Annotated in this window: 19 protein-coding genes; 11 read left to right on the top strand and 8 right to left on the bottom strand. The window is 46.0% G+C overall.

The genetic code is table 11. The annotated features are described in order from the left end of the window. Nucleotides 1-104: 104 nt before the first annotated feature. Nucleotides 105-281, bottom strand: a complete 177-nt coding sequence (locus QUA13_RS10110) for a hypothetical protein (RefSeq protein WP_333198198.1) — start codon at nucleotides 279-281, stop codon at nucleotides 105-107. 79 nt (nucleotides 282-360) lie between these two features. Next, the gene (locus QUA13_RS10105) at nucleotides 361-4,857 is read right to left on the bottom strand and encodes a WD40 domain-containing protein (RefSeq protein ID WP_333198197.1); all 4,497 of its coding nucleotides are present in this window, start codon (nucleotides 4,855-4,857) and stop codon (nucleotides 361-363) included. A 433-nt stretch (nucleotides 4,858-5,290) separates the two neighbouring features. Between QUA13_RS10105 and QUA13_RS10100 the strand changes: the two genes are divergently transcribed. Then, nucleotides 5,291-5,647, top strand: a complete 357-nt coding sequence (locus tag QUA13_RS10100) for a hypothetical protein (RefSeq protein ID WP_172186242.1) — start codon at nucleotides 5,291-5,293, stop codon at nucleotides 5,645-5,647. Between the two features lie 43 nt (nucleotides 5,648-5,690). Here the strand turns inward: QUA13_RS10100 and QUA13_RS10095 are convergent, their stop codons facing one another. The 3 genes from QUA13_RS10095 to QUA13_RS10085 form a co-directional block, all read right to left on the bottom strand. After that, the gene (locus tag QUA13_RS10095) at nucleotides 5,691-6,668 is read right to left on the bottom strand and encodes a YegS/Rv2252/BmrU family lipid kinase (protein ID WP_333198196.1); all 978 of its coding nucleotides are present in this window, start codon (nucleotides 6,666-6,668) and stop codon (nucleotides 5,691-5,693) included. Between the two features lie 179 nt (nucleotides 6,669-6,847). Beyond that, the gene (locus tag QUA13_RS10090; protein WP_333198195.1) at nucleotides 6,848-7,576 is read right to left on the bottom strand and encodes a DUF3891 family protein; all 729 of its coding nucleotides are present in this window, start codon (nucleotides 7,574-7,576) and stop codon (nucleotides 6,848-6,850) included. A 136-nt stretch (nucleotides 7,577-7,712) separates the two neighbouring features. After that, the gene (locus tag QUA13_RS10085) at nucleotides 7,713-9,308 is read right to left on the bottom strand and encodes a metallophosphoesterase (protein ID WP_333198194.1); all 1,596 of its coding nucleotides are present in this window, start codon (nucleotides 9,306-9,308) and stop codon (nucleotides 7,713-7,715) included. A 629-nt stretch (nucleotides 9,309-9,937) separates the two neighbouring features. Between QUA13_RS10085 and QUA13_RS10080 the strand changes: the two genes are divergently transcribed. Next, nucleotides 9,938-10,198, top strand: a complete 261-nt coding sequence (locus QUA13_RS10080) for a hypothetical protein (protein ID WP_333198193.1) — start codon at nucleotides 9,938-9,940, stop codon at nucleotides 10,196-10,198. Here the strand turns inward: QUA13_RS10080 and QUA13_RS10075 are convergent. After that, a complete protein-coding gene (locus tag QUA13_RS10075) occupies nucleotides 10,166-11,221 on the bottom strand; it encodes an alpha/beta fold hydrolase (RefSeq protein ID WP_333198192.1) in 1,056 nt (351 codons plus the stop codon). The two genes, QUA13_RS10080 and QUA13_RS10075, sit on opposite strands and share 33 nt — an antisense overlap. Before the next feature lie 571 nt (nucleotides 11,222-11,792). Here QUA13_RS10075 and QUA13_RS10065 point away from each other — a divergent pair. Together QUA13_RS10065 and QUA13_RS10060 are read left to right on the top strand one after the other, a co-directional pair. Continuing rightward, entirely contained in the window at nucleotides 11,793-12,341 is a 549-nt protein-coding gene (locus QUA13_RS10065) for a type I restriction enzyme endonuclease domain-containing protein (protein ID WP_333198200.1), read from the top strand. A 356-nt stretch (nucleotides 12,342-12,697) separates the two neighbouring features. Then, nucleotides 12,698-14,101, top strand: coding sequence for a hypothetical protein (locus QUA13_RS10060; protein WP_333198191.1), 1,404 nt, complete (start codon nucleotides 12,698-12,700; stop codon nucleotides 14,099-14,101). 472 nt (nucleotides 14,102-14,573) lie between these two features. Here the strand turns inward: QUA13_RS10060 and QUA13_RS10055 are convergent, their stop codons facing one another. After that, nucleotides 14,574-15,410, bottom strand: coding sequence for a hypothetical protein (locus tag QUA13_RS10055; RefSeq protein ID WP_333198190.1), 837 nt, complete (start codon nucleotides 15,408-15,410; stop codon nucleotides 14,574-14,576). 522 nt (nucleotides 15,411-15,932) lie between these two features. Between QUA13_RS10055 and QUA13_RS32730 the strand changes: the two genes are divergently transcribed. Both QUA13_RS32730 and QUA13_RS32725 read left to right on the top strand, forming a co-directional pair. Continuing rightward, entirely contained in the window at nucleotides 15,933-16,064 is a 132-nt protein-coding gene (locus QUA13_RS32730) for a hypothetical protein (protein ID WP_445242698.1), read from the top strand. Between the two features lie 149 nt (nucleotides 16,065-16,213). Then, nucleotides 16,214-16,393: a hypothetical protein gene (locus QUA13_RS32725; protein ID WP_445242697.1), complete on the top strand. Its 180-nt coding sequence runs from the start codon at nucleotides 16,214-16,216 to the stop codon at nucleotides 16,391-16,393. Nucleotides 16,394-16,972: 579 nt separating this feature from the next. Here QUA13_RS32725 and QUA13_RS10045 read toward each other — a convergent pair. Further along, complete coding sequence (locus QUA13_RS10045; RefSeq protein ID WP_172191511.1) at nucleotides 16,973-17,371, bottom strand: DUF4342 domain-containing protein; 399 nt, start codon at nucleotides 17,369-17,371, stop codon at nucleotides 16,973-16,975. Nucleotides 17,372-18,170: 799 nt separating this feature from the next. On the opposite strand from QUA13_RS10045, the gene QUA13_RS10040 reads away from it, so the two are divergent. The 5 genes from QUA13_RS10040 (at nucleotide 18,171) to QUA13_RS32720 (ending at nucleotide 19,826) form a co-directional block, all read left to right on the top strand. Further along, nucleotides 18,171-18,338, top strand: a complete 168-nt coding sequence (locus QUA13_RS10040) for a hypothetical protein (RefSeq protein ID WP_333198189.1) — start codon at nucleotides 18,171-18,173, stop codon at nucleotides 18,336-18,338. Between the two features lie 12 nt (nucleotides 18,339-18,350). Further along, nucleotides 18,351-18,845: an AAA-like domain-containing protein gene (locus tag QUA13_RS10035; RefSeq protein WP_333198188.1), complete on the top strand. Its 495-nt coding sequence runs from the start codon at nucleotides 18,351-18,353 to the stop codon at nucleotides 18,843-18,845. A 125-nt stretch (nucleotides 18,846-18,970) separates the two neighbouring features. Further along, nucleotides 18,971-19,261 (top strand): hypothetical protein, encoded by a 291-nt coding sequence (locus QUA13_RS10030; protein WP_333198187.1) that lies wholly within the window; start codon nucleotides 18,971-18,973, stop codon nucleotides 19,259-19,261. 53 nt (nucleotides 19,262-19,314) lie between these two features. Then, entirely contained in the window at nucleotides 19,315-19,740 is a 426-nt protein-coding gene (locus QUA13_RS10025; RefSeq protein WP_333198186.1) for a hypothetical protein, read from the top strand. Next, the gene (locus QUA13_RS32720; protein ID WP_445242696.1) at nucleotides 19,728-19,826 is read left to right on the top strand and encodes a hypothetical protein; all 99 of its coding nucleotides are present in this window, start codon (nucleotides 19,728-19,730) and stop codon (nucleotides 19,824-19,826) included. The genes QUA13_RS10025 and QUA13_RS32720 overlap by 13 nt, the downstream gene beginning before the upstream one ends. The last annotated feature ends 570 nt before the right edge of the window (nucleotides 19,827-20,396 follow it).

Raw genomic sequence — 20,396 nt, 5'->3', positions numbered from 1 at the left:
GGGAATCTCTACTGTCATATCACACTATGATAAACACTTCTCTCTAATAGTAACTTACTCGATCCTTTCCTTCAGGGCACTACCTGCCATAGAATAAATTAGGTTTAACTGCTCCAGTAGTTTCTTTTTTCTTGAAGTTCCCGGTCAATTTCTTCAACAGTTCTGGAAAGATGACGGCTGCGGATTTCTGTAAGCAATTCCAACACTTTACGCCGCCACGGAGGCTTTTGTGGTATAATCACAAACACTTCAACCTCTTCGCCCACAGATCCAGGCGGCACTTGAATTTAAAGTTTATTTTCTGCAAGAACTTTGGTTTTAATCCGTATTGCTGACTGCATACTTCCTCCTTTGCGATGATTAATTTTCAACAGCCCCTAAAGCTTTGAGCGTGGCTTTTTCAACTTCCGTTAAACCCGTAACTCCTGTGATATTCATGTTTTCATAAGGTCGGTCACTTTTTAGTATTTTGAGGCACTCACCAGTCTCAATCTCCCAAATCATAATTGTGCCATCCCGACTGCAAGCAGCAATAATTTGATCCTCTGAATAGATGGCAACAGAGTTAATTCTACTGGTATGGCCTTGCAAAATTTTGAGACATTCACCTGTACTGATATCCCATAATCTTACCGTTCCATCGATACTTCCACTAACAACTATTTCACTAGAAGAACTAAAGGCAACTGAACGTATCCAATCAGTATGCCCCTGTAAGATTTGAAGGCATTCACCGCTGCGGACATCCCATAGTCTTATTGTTCGATCGACACTTCCAGTGGCAAGTATTTCACCGTTATAGCTAAAGGCGATTCCGGGTGCCCAATTCGTATGCGCCTGCAAGATTTGGAGGCATTCACCAGTATGGATATCCCACAGCCTCACCGTTCCGTCAAAACCTGCACTGGCAAATATCTCGCCCAAAGGACTGAAAGCAGCCGAGTGTACAGAATTGTTATGCCCGTCCAACGTTTTGAGGCATTCGCCAGTACCGATATCCCACAGCCTCACCGTTTGGTCATAACCTGCACTCGCAAGTATTTCACCATTTGAACTGAAGGCGATCGATCGTGTTTCATTGCCAAATTCTGGCAAAGTATGGAGGCATTCACCACTGCGAATATCCCACAGTTTCAGTGTTTGGTCGTAACTAGCGCTGGCAAGTATTTCACCCGAAGGATTGAAGGCAACTAAGTTTACCCTATCGAGGTGTCCGCGCAAGATTTGGGGGCATTCACCACTGCTGATATCCCACAGCTTGACTGTTTGCGCGTCATCGCCGCTGGCCAGCATTTCACCGTTAGGACTGAAGGCGATCGACCTTACTTGATTGCTATGCCCTTGCAGTGTATTCAAGCATTCACCGCTGTTGATATCCCACAGCTTCAGCGTTTTATCGTAACTGCCGCTAACAAGTATTTCACCCCCAGGATGGAAGGCGATTGACCCTACTCGATCGTTATGCCCTTGCAAAGTATTCAAGCATTCACCGCTGTTGATATCCCACAGTTTTGCTGTGCGATCGTGACTGCCACTTGCAAGTATTTCGCCATTTGGGCTAAAGGCGATTGACTTTATTTGATCGAAATGTCCCTCCAAAGTTTTGAGACATTCACCGCTACGGATATTCCACAGCCTCATTGTTTTGTCGCCGCTTCCACTAGCAAGTATTTCACCAGCAGAATTGAAAGCAACTGAAAACACGTTTTTAGTATGACCGTGCAAAATTTTAAGGCATTCACCAGTACCGAGATTCCACAGCCTTACTGTATTGTCGCCGCTGCCACTGGCAAGCATCTCATCAACAGGATGGAAAACGACTGACAATACAACTTTAGTATGGTCTAGCAAAATTTTGAGGCATTCACCCGTGCGGATATCCCATAACCTTATGGTGCGATCGAAACTCCCGCTAGCGAGTATATTTCCATCGGGATTGAAGGTGACTGACATTACTGATTCGGTATGTCCCTGCAAAACTTTTAAACATTCACCAGTCTTGACATCCCATAACTCGATCGTTTTGTCATAACTGGCGCTAGCAAGTATTTTGCCGTCAGGACTGAAGGCGACTGACTCCACCACGTTAGTATGTCCTTTACAGGTCAATATTTCTCTTCCAGTGCTAGCTTCCCACAAGCGAACTATGCCATCCGTATCACCTGTAGCTAACAGTTTGCCATCAGGACTAAATATGACCGATCGAACACTGCTGAAGATTTTAGTAAAATCAGAATTAGCTAAATTTGCTTCAGCAAAATTGACGCGGCGCAGACTAGCATTTGTGAAATCAGCACCTAAAATAACTGCACGAGAAAGATCTTTTGCTTCTAACGCAGTTCGATCGATTTTCAACAACAGCGTCGCCGCATTCCCTCCCACATAACCTACCTCACTTTCAGTTTTTCCCCGCGTTGCTTCCAGAATTTCCAATAATTCCTCCGTAGCTGCCCCTACATCGAGGCAGGGCCGGCACGAGGACACCGCCCCTACCATTGGTAACAATAAATCCATCACTGCTTTTGTCACCGGTGCGTGTCCGAAACTCTGACGGAGTTGCCCTAAATCTTCAGCAACAAATCCCTTCAAAGCTGCGATAAGTTCACCCTTATTTCTCTTCTCGGCCTGAAGCCGACAATAATTTGACCAAGTGTACGATTGAGGGGCTGCATCAGGATTTAGACAAGACTGTTCAGGCGCAACTAATTCGGTAAAATCTGCCGCCAAAACTCCCAATTCCGCCGCAAATTTATAAGCGACAAAAAACTCTAATAACGAACGATGCGCCGGAGTATAATCCCCATCTGCATTGCGGATTAGCATCGTTTGACCCATCATGTCGTAGTGCCAGTGGTCTAAGTCTTTTTCCTCTTGCACGACGGAACCAAACAGGCCTCGAATGCGATCGGGAAAACCGCGATAATTCAGGCTCATTTGGTCGGTAGACAGCATTTCCCAAGACAGTTCGCACAAAAAATAAAGCTTATCTGCTACAGTAGTAAAAGTACGTTCTGCTTTGATATCTCTCTCTATCTTCCGCCGCACCGCATACAGATAAATCCGCGACATATCTACTGGTTTTCCAGCTTCAATATCGGGCAATGCTTCCAAAATTAACTCGGTCATAACCGGGCGACGCGCTAAATCCAATAGTTGCGGGTTTCCCATCACTTTTTCTACTGTCGCCGCTTCTGTTTGAAATGACAGCGCTTGCCGAATTTGCTCGTCGTTAAATTTCTCTAATTCTAAGACTTCAAATTGGGGAGTTTCGCCTGTTAAAATGGTTGTTGATGCTTGCAGTTCTGCATTGAACAATGCCCGTCCTTCCTTGCCTTCAGGAAAGTGTTCGGTACGGCAAGTGAGGATGACTTTTGCGCCGGGAACGACGGCTTTTGCTAGTTCCCAGAAGTTGTTGATGGTTTCTTGCCGATCGCACTTAGCGGCCATTTCATCAAAACCATCGAAAATCAACAGAAATTTACCCATGCGATTAAGTTGTTCAAAGGCCGAATAACCCGCCAAAGGTATCTCGTGCTTGCGAAAGAAAAACTCGGAAAATAGCGACTCGACACTAACTGCTTTGGCGTAATCTCGCAAAGGAATTACTAACGGCAAACGCGGACGTTCTAAGCCGCGCTTTTGAGCATCTCGGTAGCGTTGCAGCGCCATCCAAGCATAGTGCATTGCAAACCAACTTTTCCCGGTTCCAAATTCTCCTAAAACTGAAATATGTTCTTTTACTGGGTCATTCAACCACAGGTCAAGATAACCTTCGATCCAGCCATCTCGCCTGCCATAATGACTCACGCCTATCTTGCGGTGAGTATCGGGGTCGATTTCTTCTTTCGTACAAGCTAGCGGCACATACTTGGTATCAATTCCTCGGCTGGTAATTTCTGTTTCTAGCCAATCCAGATAAGCGGTAAAATCGGCATCTTGGTCGAGCAATTCATCGAAGGTATAGCAAGCTATATCGCGATTTTCTGGTTTATCTACTTCATCCCGCGCTGCGCGACTGATGCGGCGAGCGGTGACTAACCAACCTTCATCGGTGCGCTGTTTTGCTACAGATTCGCGCAAGGCTGAGATGTCTCTGAGTCCCGCTTCTCCGGCAATTCCGCGCACTAAAATGCGATCGTAGCGATTGCGTCTGACAGGAACATTGATAATCCATTCAAAATAGTTATCTTCCGAGATTTGATAGGTTTCAAACTTATAACTTAATGTCTCAAACCAGCCGCGAACTTGTTGTGATAAAATAAAAGCTTGAGACTTTTGAATATTAGTTGATGCTGCGGCGGGAAGTGCGGGATAATCTTCAGCTTCCAGTCGTGCAAATTCGGTGCGGATTCCTTCGATAGTGGGGAGGCGATCGATGCGATCGAGTACCATAGATAGGCGTTTTTGCAAAGAGGCGATCGCATTTCCCACCATCACATCTCCCAGCGTCCGCGTCCGCTTTGCTACTTCCATAAACACGGCTGCAAATGCCATGAATTCCCGTCTGGGGTCAATGCCTAAATCTCGAATTTCTTGGCCTAAAGCAGACCGGCTGAGATATTCTTCGCCTGCTTTCACCAGCATAGCTGGGCTGTCGGACTCGAAGGCTTTGCGAAATGCTTCTTTAATCTCTGGTTGCCGAAATAGTTCTAAAATCTGCTTGGGTTTCCCAGCGCCATACTCTACTAAAGTATAAACATAGACTCCCGCGAAATCGGCTGGCGGCGCGTCGGGTTCGATGTTGAATTTTTTTAATAATTTGATGACAGCTTCGTTGCGCTGAAGCTTGTCTTTGATGGAAGCGATGGGAATTGCAGTCACCAGACTGATAACTAAGTCGATACTAATTGGGATCATGGAGGTCTTCCTGTTTATCCGCGGTTGTAATGCTCAAATCTCAAATCGGTAGGCTGTGTCCCTGAAATGTGTTGCGGGCGATCATCGCAAACTGCTCTAATTTTATGTTAACCCATCAGCCAACTATCGCGCACTGACAATCCGAGATTCGCACAATCCGAGATTTGCCATATTCCGACAGTAATCTAACAGTCCGAGATTTGCCATATTCCGACAGTCCTACAGGGATTAAAACCCCCGCCGGACTGTCGGATTGTACGAATCTCGGAATGCTCGCATATCGCAAAATATTAGCATTTTTTACTAAATATGACAACTATAAAACACCCGAAAAAACCCACCAATATTGTACTAGCAATAGCTCTCATTTAGTTGTCAAATCATATTTTTAAAAGTTAAAATATAGATAACTAACAAATAAATCTTGCTATCTATGAAAATACAATCTTCTGTCTTAGTCCACCTGGGATTTGGCAAATATGTACGCTCCGATCGAGTAACAGCAGTAATACCAATTGAAGAAGAACGGGGGCCCGGTCGCCGCACTTTCGTGCATATAGACGGCGAAGCAGACCCGATCGTTGCTTCGCGAGCCGAAGACACCATCATCCGCGACCTCGTGCAGGAACCGCGCGAAATAACTCAAGCTAGGCAGCAACAAGAAATCCTGCAAGATTTGCTGGCAGATTTGAGCAATGTTAACGTCACCGTGCGCCGCATCAGCCGCGATGAAGGTGGACTCGATCTCGAACGTTTGGAGCGCCGCATTCGCCAAATTTTAGACGCCTAAAAATGAAAGACCGCCCGGGCGGTCTTTCTTATTGTTTGTGTCGCTAAAAATTTTCATCTAAGGGTTTCAATGTAATTTCGATGTCCGCTAAACCGCTGAGTTTTTCCACCACGGCCTCTTCTTCAACTCGCGGTACAAAAATAGTTAAACCTCCTGGAACGCACTCAATAGAAACCGGAGTCATGCCGATGATTTCGCCGTCTACAACCACTTTTTGAGGCGGATCGGCACTAATTGTTACTTTTTTTGCCCGCAAATAACCGATGTCGTCGCGATCCGTAGCATTGCCGCTCAAAGCTGTTTGCAATAGATGATAAGAAGCTGCGATCGCCCCAGCTTTATTCTGAGGCGCCACCAGCGTCACGTCCAGCAAGCCGTCATCAAAAATAATCCCGGCAGGCCCTTGAGCTAAAATGGAAGTAGGCGGCGCGGCATTCGCCACTGTCACGGCGACAGCAGTAAGGCTGATAATTTTATCTTCGGTTTCGATTTCCGCTTCAAATCTTTCTAAATTGTTTAACTGTTTAATTCCCGACAGAATGTAAGCCAGCATTCCCCAGCGATTCTTCATGTCGCGATCGGCTAGTTCGACGGTTTCCGCCTCAAAACCCACTCCAGCTAACAAAACCATCGGCATTTCACCGTTGCAAATCGCCGCATCCACCACCCGCGTCAACCCTCCAAAAATAGTGGCGCAGGCGGTTTCAATTGTATTCGGAATGTCTAAAGCATTAGCAAAAGCATTCGCCGTTCCCCGCGAAATAATTCCTAAAGGAATATTTGTGCCCACAATCGCCCCAGCCACTGCGGATAATGTGCCGTCGCCCCCGGAAGCAATAATTGCCTCAACTCCCCTAGCAACTGCTTCGCGGGCGATTTGATCTGCATCTAATTCTCGGGTTGTCAGCCGAATGTCTAAGTCAATAAAAGGCTCTAAAAGTTCCTGAATTCTAGCTAAGTCTTGGTCGGGGTCGCTGTTGCCGGCGACGGGATTGAAAATTAGACAGGCTGAACGTTTCATATTTGGTAATTGGTAATGGGTAATCGGTAATTGGTGATGGCTCATTGATAATATTATGTCCGTTCAATCGGCAACAATCAAATTGGTTTGTAGTGAGAACTTCAGTCCTCATAAAACTCGAACGACTGAAGTTCTCCCTACAAACCTAGAACGGTGCAGTATTTTTGCTAGAGGTTTAATTAAGACTTGACAAAAGTCCACTCTAAGACTTCGCGGGGAGCTTTGTGCAGCGCTTCCTTAATTTCCTGGTTGCTGTCGAACTTGACTTTATCCAAATGGCACGCTTCGACGTTAACAGTAAACTTATCGTCTTCAAAAGGCCAAGGAGTTACAGTCACAAGTTCGTTGCTGTTCTGTACAATATCGTAGCGCTTACCGTCCGGGCCGACACTAATTTCTAAAGCTCGTTCTCCGGCGGGTAACTCGCGGCTGCAAAGAATTAATGATAGCCGATCGCACCACTGGAAAAAAGCATAAGCTGCCTTAGCATCTTTCTCGGAAACTTGCAACTCTTTGCGCCATTTTTTTTGATTTTCCAGTTGTTCGTCCAAAAACTCATCGAGTTCCTTCGACTCTCCCCGCTTTCCTTCATTGAGAAAGCTCATGTGCATAGAAATCAGCATTGCTACCCAGCGACCGCGATATAGGGCATTCTGCGTCATGGCTTTAATTTTCGGCAGAGAGGTTTCCGTCTGCAAGGTAAAATCAAAGGGCGCGCCCGCTTCAGTCAAAATATTTTCTTCCCACTCTTTCTCCAAATCATCGTGATGCGAAATAGCCGCTATGGTTTCGTAGAGGCGAACCGGAGATTTCGAGCGCTTCCACTCTCCGCCAAGTTGCGCCGCGAGCAAAGCGTGGGCGCGGTGGTAAATAATTTCCCAGCCGGTGGCGGTTAAATTAGCAATCATGGAATTTTTGTCCTGAATTAAGTTGATAGAGCATTCAGCTCTCGATCCCCCCTAACCCCTCTTAAAAAAGGGGGGAACCGGAATCGGTCAAAGTCCACCTTTTTAAGGGGGATCGAGACTTACAGAAAAACGAAAGTTAAATCACAAAAGGTTCGATCGAGATCTCGTGCCATTTTCCCTCAAATCGTTCCACAACCAAAGGTCGGATGCGGAACTTGGGAGGACACCCATCGAGAACATCAATCCGCAAACACGAATAAGGACGGCGTTTGTGGGAACCTTGACCGCTGCGGCCGACAAATAGCAAAGATTCCGCTATCCGCCGAGAGTCTTTTTGCGATCGCCCGCCCTCGCGCGCCAACCGATAAGCTTCTGGACTTGATGCTTCCTGCAACACCGGCCCTTCCGGGCGCTGGCGGCGGAGACTGTGGCCGCTTCCCCCGCAGACAATCCAATTAATCCCAGAGTCGCCGTGTCCGGTATCCCCAGTCCGCAGGTATTCCAAACAGTGAGCGTGGCCGGTCAGCACCAAATCTACTAGCGGACGCCCCCGCGCCACCTCCCCAACTGCATCGGCCACCGTGTCGAGCACCTCGCGCAATCGCAACCGAACCGCCAAAGTTTGAGCTTGATTCCACTTTGTCGCCTCTGTCACGTAGGGGGGATGGTGCAGGTAAATTACCCGCCCCCGCACCTGGGAATCCCGCCAAGAGTCAATCAGCCTTTTTTTGAGCCATTCGAGCTGTTCAACATCGGTGGCGGCTGTGTTGTCGGGCGACAGTTGTTTGTCAATATCCATCAGGATTTCGTCAACTTGCTCTAATTTGGCGGCCAAGTCGTCTAGCTGTTCGGCTTCCTCGGGAATTTGGGGGTTCAGCCGAGCGCAGATTTCGAGCATTGCCAATTTTTCTTGTTCCAACTTCTGCCGATCGAGTTCCAAATTCTGGCGGCGAATGTCGCCCTGTTTGGTTTTCGGGATCGGCAAGGGCTCGTTGAAGGTGTTGGAGTCGAGGGCGAAGAAGTCGATGCCGCCGCTGCGGAACGTGTAATAGCGGTTGGGTAAGCGGGTAAAGCGTCCGGGTTGATAGCGGAGGCAGCGGCCGGTGCTGGTGCTGGCGGTGTAGTGGGCGTCTAGGTGGCGATCGAGATCTCCCGGCATTTTGTGAGCTTTGAGGTAGTCGAGAAAGGCTTTAGCGTAGGTATTTCCGCGATCGGAACCGTGCCAGCCGACATCGAGATCCAACTTGGAACCCAACAGCCGACGCAGCGGCAAAGCTGTCGCCGACAGAAGGCCGTAGACTATGGGCAAGTCGTAATAGTCGTGGTTTCCCGGTACGGGTAAAAACGGAAAGTTAAACACCATGCGATCGTGGGCAATCCGAGAGGGTTGCTCGCCGCCGACTATAAATTCTCGGTAGGGGCGAATAAAGTTTTGCAAGTAATATTCGCTGGAACCGACGAGATAAACGACATCGCCCGTGTGGAGGAGGAAACGGCAATTTTCGCGCTCCGAGAGCATCAGTTCGGCCACTTGCCGCTGGGGATTGTGGCCGCGGTGGTTGCCCGTGCCGCTGTCGCCTGCGACTAAAAACGAAAACTCTGGAGAGTCGGTGGTTGGAGATTCCAAAACCATCCGAGTTTGGTCGATTCCCCGATCGACGATCGACTGTTCTTGCCACCGCACCCGCTCTTTCATTTTGCGGATTTTGACTGTTATTCGCGGGTCGGACACGAATTTCAATTCACCTCTTCTCCCAAATTGCTGAGTTCCTAGTTAATCATAGTGTAGCGATCGGGCGAGTTTTTACCTCTCTCTAAAAGCTGAAAATCGACGCGCGGGTACTCAGAAACCGGGTTTTGGACGAGAATACTTCGTTAAAACCGACAGCTACGGCCAAAAACCCGGTTTCTTTGTTTCTTTGGTTTGACGCGCAGGCAGTCAGAAACCGGGTGTTTTACGAAAATACTTCGTTACCACTGACAGCAACGGCCAAAAACCGGGTTTCTTTGGTTTTGATGCGAGCGATCGTATCTAAACTCAAATAAGGGTTTGTACGAGGCGGTGCTGTTTGTTGCCGAAGACGAGGGAATCTATCAACGATGTGGAAGATAACACTAACAATGCAAGCCTTCTACACCGAACTCGAAAAACGCCTTTGGGAAGCAGCCGACGAACGAGCGGGCCAACTCTAAACTCAAGCCTTCGGAATATTCCGTCCCCGTTTTGGGGTTGGTTTTTCTCCTCTATGCTGACTATAAGTTGGCCCTGGTTGCTGGGGAAATAGCGGCGGGAAGTTCCAGGCGGCGCACCGTGGGTAAGACGGATTACCAAGCACTCTTGGGCGCTTTATTTGCCGGAAATTGCCCGCGCATGATTATTTGATCGATCGCCCGGAAGCAGAAAATCTTGGCGGTGCGATTAATGCGGCGATGAAGGCGATCGCAGATGCAAATAAGCAACTGGGCGGCGGTTTGCCTAGAAATTATTACAGCTTGGAAAAACCGATTTTGCGGGAGTTGTTGAAAATCTTAAATCGAATTCCCAGAGCAAATATTAATGAGGATGAGTTTAGGAAATTTTATCAATTCTTAATCAACACTCAAGGCATCGAACCACTGTAAAATCCGATTCCATGCCCACCACCGATCGCTATCAGCAAATTGATGCTGACAACGTTTACTACTGATATGCCCAACATGACCGCCGTAGGCTGTCACCACTAATTCTAAGGCAGGATTGTTCGCGCTAATGGCTTGCAACTCAGAGACAAGCACCGGGTCAAACATCGGATCGTCCGCTGCATAGAGGATGAAAGTGGGTTTTTTGAGGTGAGGCAAAATGTGTAGAGCGCTGCTAGCGTCATAGTATTCTTCCACAGAGGAGAAACCTAACGGGCCAATTACCAGTTCATGGTCAAAGCCCCAAATGCTGTTGGCGCGTTCAATAGCGGCAGGATCGATCGCCCCTGGATGTGCCTTAGCGATCTTTTTTGCTAGTTTTTTTAACTGTCGCGCGATCGCTTTTTCTAAAAATTTCCCCCACTCATCTTTAACTAGATAAGACAGAGAACGGTTCGAGTCCAAGCTGGGGCAAATCACCGCCGCGCCTGCTAGTTCTGACTCTTCGATCCGTAAGTCAGGCCCCCAATCTGCGATCGTCTGAGCTGATTTTACAGCCCACAAGGCTAATTGTCCGCCCAGGGAATAACCCGTGAACCAAAAAGGGGCGGGACATCCCATTTCTTTAGCAGCGGCAGCAATCCGAACGAAATCTTCGCCTTCGTATAGGCCATCAGAAGTCAGGGTGGGAGAGAGTTGGGCTGTTTTGCCGTGAGCTCGCCAGTCAAATAATACCACTGCACAGCCTTGGGCATAGGCTTTACGGCCTAGTAGCCTCAGAAACCATTGATTATCCAGATCGCCAGTAATGCCGTAAGTGCCGACAATGGTATATCGGGGATTTTCGGGGATGGCAACCCAGCCGAAAATCGGGACTCCACAGGCACCAGTAAAGATGTGTTCTCGGTAAGGGGGCTCTGGGTAAGGGATCGTCTTTTCCCAACCGCGACTAGCCCTTAATGCGGTGTACAACGTCATTAATATGCCGTTGTTCAGCAGCCAAGGTGGAGTATAGGCAATGGTCATAAGCGGATATCGGAAATGTCTGTCTCGTTGTTGGGATGATTTTACTTGACAGTTTGGCTATTCTAACGACTAACCCTGAAAACCGCAATATTTTTTGAGTAAAATGCACTCAAGGGCGAAGTCAAGCCAAAATAGTAAATAAACTCTATCTAAGCGACGAAAGACTTATCTACGGCAACCTTCAAGGTTTAAAGAAAAACCAGATCGAGCAAATGGAAAAGCTTTACCCCCAGAGACTTCCAGGCGATAGCAAGTCCGCACTCACAGCAAGGGCTATTCAGCTAAAACAGAAACCGGTTGGGGCTGGACTTGGCGAGGGCGATCGCTAACCCTCCCGACATAAAAAAATTCAAAACTCTTGTGCTATCGCTCTTCTGTCACAAAGCGTCCGAGTATAATAGACTAAAATCTCTCAAAGCTGAGTTGGGTCTATGGTTAAGCCTCGCCAAGCTAATTCGACTTTGAAATTGATTGATGAGTATTGTAGCTATTACAGAAATCTGTTTCGTGAATTCAGAAGCTGTGAAGCTTTTACCCACCTTCATGCTGATATAATTTCTGGCTCAAATCCCTGCTTGCATCGGGTTACAAACACACCGAAACAGAGAAACTCAAAGGCATAATTAGCAGCCAACTAACCCAGATGCTACGCCTCAACAAAAGCCGGATGAATTACTTAGACAAGTTCCAGCAACTGATTGATGAATACAACAGCAGTTATCGCAATGTCGAGACATTTATTACCGATTGGGTGGAGTTTGCCCAACAACTAAACTTTGAGGATAAACGTGCAATATCCGAGAACTCGGCAGAGGAAGACTTAGCGATTTTTGACTTATTGAGCAAACCAGATATTACTTTAACCGAGAAAGAAAAGCAAAAATTTAAACCAGTAGCCAAGGAACTTTTGTCAACCTTCAAGCAAGAAAAATTAGTGTTAGATTGGCGCAGGCGACAGCAAACCAAGGCAGCAGTTAAAGTGGCGATCGAGGAAATTTTAGATGGGCTGCCCGAAAGCTACTCAATCGAAGCGTATCAGCGCAAATGTCAAGGGGTTTACCAGCACGTCTACGAATGTTATTTTGAGGCTGGACGCAGCATTTACACCGCAGCAGCTTAAAGCTAAATTGCCCGCCACCCACCCACAGCTTTTGTCAAAAATTCATCAAAAATCTATCAAAAATTTATCAAGGCTTTACCAACTTTTTCTCAGGTTGACTGTAATTTATGATACCGATCGCCCAAGTTGCCAGAATCTCCACAAATGCAGAATTTTTAATATTTAATTTCCCTATCTCCCTCTCTCTCCCTCTCCCTCTCTCCCCCTCCCCCCCTCTCCCTCTTTCCCTCCCCCCTCTCCCTCTTTTTCCCTAAAATTTGCAATTTTTGAGTGACGAATCATGGCAGGATGGCAGCGTGTTTTGATACCATGCAATCAAACGCAAGACAATCAGGGAATGCACTGGAGGTGCGTAAATGGAGCTTTTGGGAGAACAAAAACGGTGCTTGGATTGCTTGGTAAGCTCGATCGAGCAATTGGGAGGTCGAGTAGAGATTCCGATGCTGGAGGAGATAGCTGAGCTCATCATTCAAACGATGAGAGGGCCTTGGCGCTACTTTCACACGTCGGAACACATTTTTGAGGTCGGGGGGTCAGTCGATCCGATCGAGGTGCTGGCTGCGCTGTTTCACGACCTCGTGTACGTGCAAGTCGATCATGGTGTCAGTTTCAATATTAGCAGCGCCCTTTCTCCTTTTGTCAAAGAGGTGCGATCGCAGTTAGTTGAGGTGCGATCGCAGTTAGTTATTAGAGATGAAACCGAACTGCCCGACGATGCCATGTATCACCTAGTGGCCTCAGTCTTTGGGTTTATTCCCGGCAAGGCTCTCTCTCCGTTTGGCGGCCAAAACGAATTTTTGAGTGCCGTTATTGCTGCCAAATCTTTGGAGCCTTTTTTGCCAGCTAGTACGATCGCCGAAATCGCCGCTTGCATCGAAGCTACTATTCCTTTTCGTCCGCTTTCGCCCAGCGGTTTGAGTGCGATCGAACTTTTGTACCAGCGTTTGGTAAGTGCGAATCGCGATTTTAAATTGGGATGGAGCGATGCCCAAACCGTAGAAATTGTCAAGCGAGCGGTCAGGTTAGCAAATCGGGATGTAGAGAATTTTGCCTCTCCCAATTCCTCTAATTTCTTAGACAATACCTGGAACTTGATGCCAGAAACCAACCACGAATTGGGCAATGCCAATTTGTATACTGTTGCCGAATATCGCAGGTCTCTGCAAAAAATGGAAGGATTTTTGAAGTTCCTCAAACCAGAACTGGTTTTCCAGCAGTTTATGCAAGAGCCGGACGATGCAACCTACGCTAACCTGATTGCCAGAACTCGAAAAAATATCGAAGTTGCTAAACTTTATTTTGGTATCAAGCTAATTACCATCGCCATTTTAGAAGCTCTTTCCTACCGCTTGGGGCGCGATATTCCGATTTCAACTATGATGGGAGAATTGCGCGCCGGATCTAAAACAGCGGTTTTGGAGGATTACTTGCCCAAAAAACAGAGCGCCTACCCATTAGAAAGTCAGTTAGAAAGAGAGGTTTTAAATTTGTTAGCAATAGGACGAAATCAAGAATCTCCCTACGATATTAAAAACTCTCCCGTAGCTACGTTTATTATCAAATCTATCGGCTTTGCTGAAACTGAAAACTTTTTGAAGAAAGCTCAAGATTTTTTTGCAGGTCATATTTCGTCGGAAGAGTTTCTCTCTTACTGTTCTCCCGATGTAATCGACACCATCTCCTCCGGAGTGATGAAACTATTTGACAGCAGGAAGATGGCTTTAGGGAAAGTTAAATTAGCTCACCAAACTCTTTCTTAGGAGAGGTTAGCACAATCATAAAAGTTCGCGAGCAGAAACCTGGTTTATTGAGTTCAGCCACGATCTCCGGTTAGTGGGACTTAGACATTTTAAGGCCCCTTTAGGGCCTGAAGACCTCTCGATCGCGAGAAAGAGGTCGATGAGCTAAAAATGCTTGAAACCCTTGTAAATACTAGATTTATGCTTATTAGAGCTAAAAGTCTCTCTTGATCTAGGTTTGAAGCCATTTTCGCCTCAGTTTTTGTCTGAGTTCCGCTAATCTCGCTAAGCCCAGGCGCGTCTAAATTTTACAGTCAAGTTGGATAAAATTCTTGTGGGGTGTCCCGCCCGCCCGAAAAATACAACGCAAGATGCCCGATCGCCTATGATTGAAAAAATATTCATTTAAACCATAAAAAAAAGTCCTCTTTAAAGGACTTTAGCTATGAGTATGGGGTTTGAACCCGAGGCGGACTAATTAGACATCCAACTTCTATGGCTGTGAAGCAGGTGCACCCTGTGCGCCGGGGTTGCTATCAGGTACAGCCGTACCCGTAGGATTAGAATCGGTCTGGCTTTGCGTATTAGTTTCGCCGCTAGTACCTGCTCCAGAAGCGCCATCATCTGGAGTTGGAGATGGAGTAGCTGAACTCTCAGGTGCTGGAGTTGGCGGAGTGGTAGCTGGCTCGTTCTGCGAATTCGGAACCGTAGTATTGGTATTATTTGACGGCGAAGATGGAGACGGCGCTGCTTGCTGAGCGGGTGCATCTTGCTGCTGTGAATTTGGAATTGTAATATTGATATTGGGAGCCGGACTTTGTTGAGGAGCCGGAGTAGCCTTTTGAGCTGCACTTGGTTGAGGAGCAGGCGTAGCCTTTTGAACTGGAGATGGTTGAACCGGAACAATCTTTTCAATGATCGTTTTTTCTCTCTCTATAGTCCGAGTCGGAGCAGGTGTTGCTGAAGGCTGATTCGATTTCGGTACAACAATCACAGGAGCAGCAGTAGGAGTAGGAGCCTCCTCACCCCGATTAAAGTAATATATACTGCCCAGAACTAAGCCGGCCAAAGAAGCAAGAAGAATCCCTAACAGTAACCCGCGACCAGCATTCTGATTATCGCGGACTTCTTGGACTCCAACTTGGCGGTGGTTTTCCGCCATTTCACCCTGTACGTAACCTTGGTGATGAGCTGCTTCTTTAGAAGCCTTCGCCGCTGTACTCGGAACACTTGTAGTAGTTCGCGTTGTACTGACGTGACCGTTACTTGCATCTGTGTGAACTTCTTGATGAATTTCACGGCTAGAGCTATTTTCTTCGTTAGGTTTCATAATTATCTTCGTCACCACTATTCAAAAAATATTTGTCTGTAGGAGATGCTTCTGTTTGAAAACTTGAGCTAAGCTGTTGAGCATTTAAATCACTTATTTCGATTCACTGTCAACATTCAGGTGTAAGCGTTTGGCGTTTTGGTCATACCCAGTTTAAATGCTTAACCGCTTTGTGCTTAGGAGTTTAGAGAACTTTTGGTTTTTCCTTCATTTGTATCCAATCTAACTCGCCTAGGATTAACCAGGCTCTACCCTCAGAGTGATTGTCCAAGTTCCCCAAAGTAATAGAATTCGCGGGATTTAAACAAAAAATACGGGCTAAATGAGTTATAATGCCTGCTCTGCAAGGGTATAAATCTAAAAAATGAGCAATCAAAGACCCAACCCCCGCCGCAATGCCCCCCTGCTTTGATAAATGGTGTCAAAGATTTGACGATATCTTTGGTCATCAAGCCCAAAAACGGGAGTGTAAAAACTATTTAGGCGGATTATGGGGAGCTCGGGAGCGAAAAAACCTCGATAGTGCTAATTGATGCTGGGTATGGCAATAATACAAATTTTTTACAAAAATTAGAGAAAAGGAAATTAAAACACATAGGACGAATCGCCAAAAATCGAAAAGTAATAATTCAAAAAGGAGCAGATGAAAAGTAGGATATTCCAGGAGACAAGTTAGCCCAAGCCCTGCCCCAAAAGGCTTTTGTTAATTTTACCTACAAGTAAAAAAAACGATTGCGGTGTGGTTAGCCAGAATATAAATCGAGTTATCAAACTACACAAACAAGAAAGTAATAGCGAGCGTCATGAATGCAGGTACTTTCGATGAAGCCAGTGAAATTGATTATTTGATGACTAATGTTGACTTTTCAACGGTAACAGGGGAGTGGATAGCAATGACCTATTTACAAAGAAATTGGGTCGAAGTTTTCTATCATCGTGAAGCTCTGATGATGAGGACTCAAAGAATATCAAGTCAGAGATAAACGCAGTTTAATGAGGCATTTAATTTTGGTATTTTTGCCTACACTGTCATTATCTGGTATACCTTAAGCGGAGGATTTAGACGTAGGTGGGCAAATAAACCTTTAATGGGACTTAGACATTTTAAAGCTCCTAAAGGGGCTGAAGACCTCTCGATCGCAAGGGAAAGATGTCCATGACCTAAAAATGCCTGAAACCTTTGTAAATACTAGATTTATGCCCAGTCGAGCTAAAAGTATCTCTTTCTCTCGGTTTGAAGCCATTTTTGCCTCATTTTTGGTCTAAGTCCCGTTAAAAACCTTTACAGAGGCGCTCGAAGTGTTGAGAACAGCGATATCTTTTACGTTTGTGAAGTGAGTAAACGAAAATTGGGAGGTATTCTCTGCTTCTAAAGCCAGTTCGATGCTGTGTTTGGGCTTGAAATTTGTTTAAGTCCGGTTAGATAACCACAATTAGGTTAATCGTAGTAATAAAGGCAAGTTTTTTCTCATCCATAAAGAGAGAACAATCGTACTCACTACAAACAAGCCTTATTACCGGAAATTAACCGGACATCAGCATTCCTAACAACTGAGTTTTTTTTACTCTGTTCTTTCAATGATGATAGTCATGTGAGCGACCAATGCACCTATGGCTCCTATTGCTGCAATGACTGGAAACAAAGCCGCACCGATGACTCCGCCGACTACTCCCACCGTCAGTGGAACTTCTACCAATATCCGTCCTTCTTCATTTTTGATAATGATGCGGCGGATATTGCCTTCGTGAATCAGTTCTTTAACTTTAGCAACCAACTCGTTGCCGTTAATCTTCAACTCCTCGACGCTAACTTTTTCCTGAGTATAAGCAGGGGTTTCTAAAGGAGTCGTTTCAAAATTAACCTGAGTAACTTTGTCGGCAGAAACTTTTTCAGATACAGGTATTGATTCGAGTTCTCTTGTCCCGACCGGTTCTTGTAGGCGATCTGTAGGTGTCTCCATTTTTTGTTCTCCTTTTAGGTAAAAGTATTTTTGTATAGAATTATTGAGAATTATAACACGCAACTTTTTGTCGATCAATCATTCTTTTGGGTGATATTGCTGGTGGTGCTGTCGTGATTTTCTCTCTTGCTCTTTGGTGGCGAGAGCCTAAAATCCTTCCTGCGCGGGCGTTAGCTGCCGACTTTCCTTGTGCCGCTTGGTTAACTGTCTGCCTCTGGGCCTGACACCGCCTCACCCTTCAAAAACCTCCAATCCATACAGCCAAAGGATAAGAGCGACATTCACACTCTCACAGAGTCAGACTCAACTGGTGTGCAGGTTGAAATACTGACATTGTACTGAAAGTACGATCGTCGGGCCGTTTATATGGTTAGCACATCTAGCTGGGCAACTCGCACATGGAAACCGTCGCTTACTTTCCTCAAATATCAGTTCAATTTAGCTCAGTGCGATCGCCCAAAAAAATCAGAGCCCCCAAGGTTCCTCAAATCAACATCTTAGAGTTTCTAATGAGAATTGCCTAAAATCAAGGAGAAGGAGAAGTAATAACGATCGAAATATTATCGCAACCAAAGCAACTTTCTCAAATTGAAATGGAGGTTGGGGAAAAGTTGGCTAAAACTCATAGATTGCACTATTCTCGCTGAACGGGCTCTTTGGCCCGTTCCACAAAGAGTAAATTTTCTTGTGGGCCCTTGCTCTTCTAGCCCGCCCGTAAAAGGCTTATTGAAAATGGTGCAATATCTCAGGTAAAATAGAATTATTTCCTTCAGCTTCTCCTTGATGCTCCGTGTGCGATTTGCCAACAACAGAATTTGAATATCAAGTTGGCGGCAGTTTACCGACGAATGCTCCTACCTACGTCACCCGATCAGCCGATCGCGAACTTTACGACTCGTTAAAAGCAGGCGAATTGTGCTACGTGATCACCGGGCGGCAAATGGGAAAATCGAGCCTGCGGGTGTAAATAGCGCGCCGCTTGCAAGCAGAAAACACCGCCTGCGGGATTGTTGACATCACAGGAATTGGCACTGCCCAAATAACTCCCGTGCATTGGTATGCCGGCTTTACAGCCACTCTCGCCAACAGCTTTAAAATTAAAATGAATCTCAGGACTTGGTGGCGCGATCGAGAACACTTGCCGCCAGTCGTCAGATTAAATGAATTTATCGAACAGGTATTGCTTCCTTCGAGCGATCGCAAGATCGTTATTTTTATCGATGAAATTGACAGCATTCTCTCCCTCAACTTTTCCAGAGACGACTTTTTTGCAGCGTTGCGCGGCTGCTACAACAAACGCGCCGAAAATCCCGAATATAATCGCCTAACTTTTGCCTTATTTGGAGTCGCTACTCCTCAAAATTCAATCTCTGACAAAACCAGAACTCCGTTTTATATAGGGCGCGCCATTGAACTCAAAGGATTTGATTTGGCAGAAGCCATACTTTTAGCTCAAGGATGGGCTAAACAATAAAAAAATCCCTAGAAATTCTCAAACACATATTAGCTTGGACGGGAGGACAGCCATTTATAACTCACAAAATTTGTCAATATTGCTACAATTTCCGCACGGTAAATGTAGTCCGAGAGCGCAATCGTTTGGCTAACGGACACACGGCTAATTTCAGCCCCGATGGCAAGTTAATTGTGAGTGCGGGTGACAACTTTACTGTTAAAGTTTTTCAGCCAAACGGCAAGCTGATTTTGAGTTTGCCAGGACACAGCAATTCAATTACTGAGGTTGTTTTCAGTCTAGACAGTCAGTTAATTGCTTCTACAAGTTTTGACAATACTGCGAGAATTTGGCGCCGCGACAAAACTTTGCTGCAAATTTTGAAAGGACACCTAGATTTAGTTTTGAGCGCGAGTTTTAGCTTAACTTCCAACTAATTGCTACTGCCAGTTATGATAAAACTATTAAGATTTGGAGTGCAGGCGGCGTTTTGCTGCAAACTTTAAAAGCACATACTAGACCAGTTACATCAGTCAGGTTCAGTCCCGACGGCAATATGTTGGCTTCCAGCAGTCAGGATCGAACTGTCAAACTAGGGAAAGGCAGCGAAGAAAAACAGTTTCGACTTGAGAAAACTCTTTTAGGACACGGAGATGAAGTGTGGGGCTGGATTTTCTCGCCAGACGGTGAGATGATTGCCTCTGCGAGTCACGATTGGAAGGTGAAACTTTGGAACACCCGCGACAAGTTGCTCAAAACTCTAGACGATTCTACAGCAGGTTTGGGTAGTGTCAGTTGGAGCGCCGATAGCAAGATGCTCGCAGGGGACAGTATGGACGGTAAGGTGAGACTTTGGCGCCCTGATGGCACTTTGCTGCAAACTTTAGGGCACATCAAGCCGATGTGTGGAGTGTGAGTTTTAGTCCCGATCGCACAACGTTACTATCTGCCGGGAAAGATTCGTCGGTGAAGCTTTGGACTCTCGATGCTGCTAAAGTATAAGCTGCCGAACTTGACAAATTGCTCGGAATCGGGTGTCTCTGGCTGGAAGACTACCTACAATACAATCTTCGGGTTCAGAGCGATCGGCATTTGTGCAAAAAAACTGACAATTGAGATTTATTGGCCGTTGCCCGAAACCGGTTTTGGCTGAATTATAAAAGTGGGCGATCGGCTGCCGATTTGTCGCTAGTCTTGTTTTATTGTAATATAATTTTACGCAAGGGGTGATACCAAATGTACTGCCACAGACCGCAGATGTCTCTCAATCTGAAGCAAATTAATGTCATCAAACATTAAAAATAGTTATGACTGCTATATTCGGATTAGTAGAATCTTGGAAAGATCAAATTTAATACACAGTCAGGTTTCAAAGGGGTGTCGGCTGTTAAATTAATCTAACCTGCAAGCTTATTTCGGGTGACACCAGCACTATTTAAGGAAAAAAAAATCCTGCTGAATTAACTCGATTCGAGCGAGCAGAGTAGAGTTGATTTTCCAGCTATAAAAAGAGTTGAAAATGCAGTCCAAATAGTACGCCATACTCCAGCATCCAACCGCTACTGCCAATTA

The sequence above is a fragment of the Microcoleus sp. S28C3 genome (assembly GCF_036700785.1).
In the GTDB taxonomy this organism is placed as follows: Bacteria; Cyanobacteriota; Cyanobacteriia; order Cyanobacteriales; family Microcoleaceae; genus Microcoleus; species Microcoleus asticus.
Note: the sequence above shows the minus strand (reverse complement) of the source record. Positions and strands in the feature narration are given on the sequence as shown.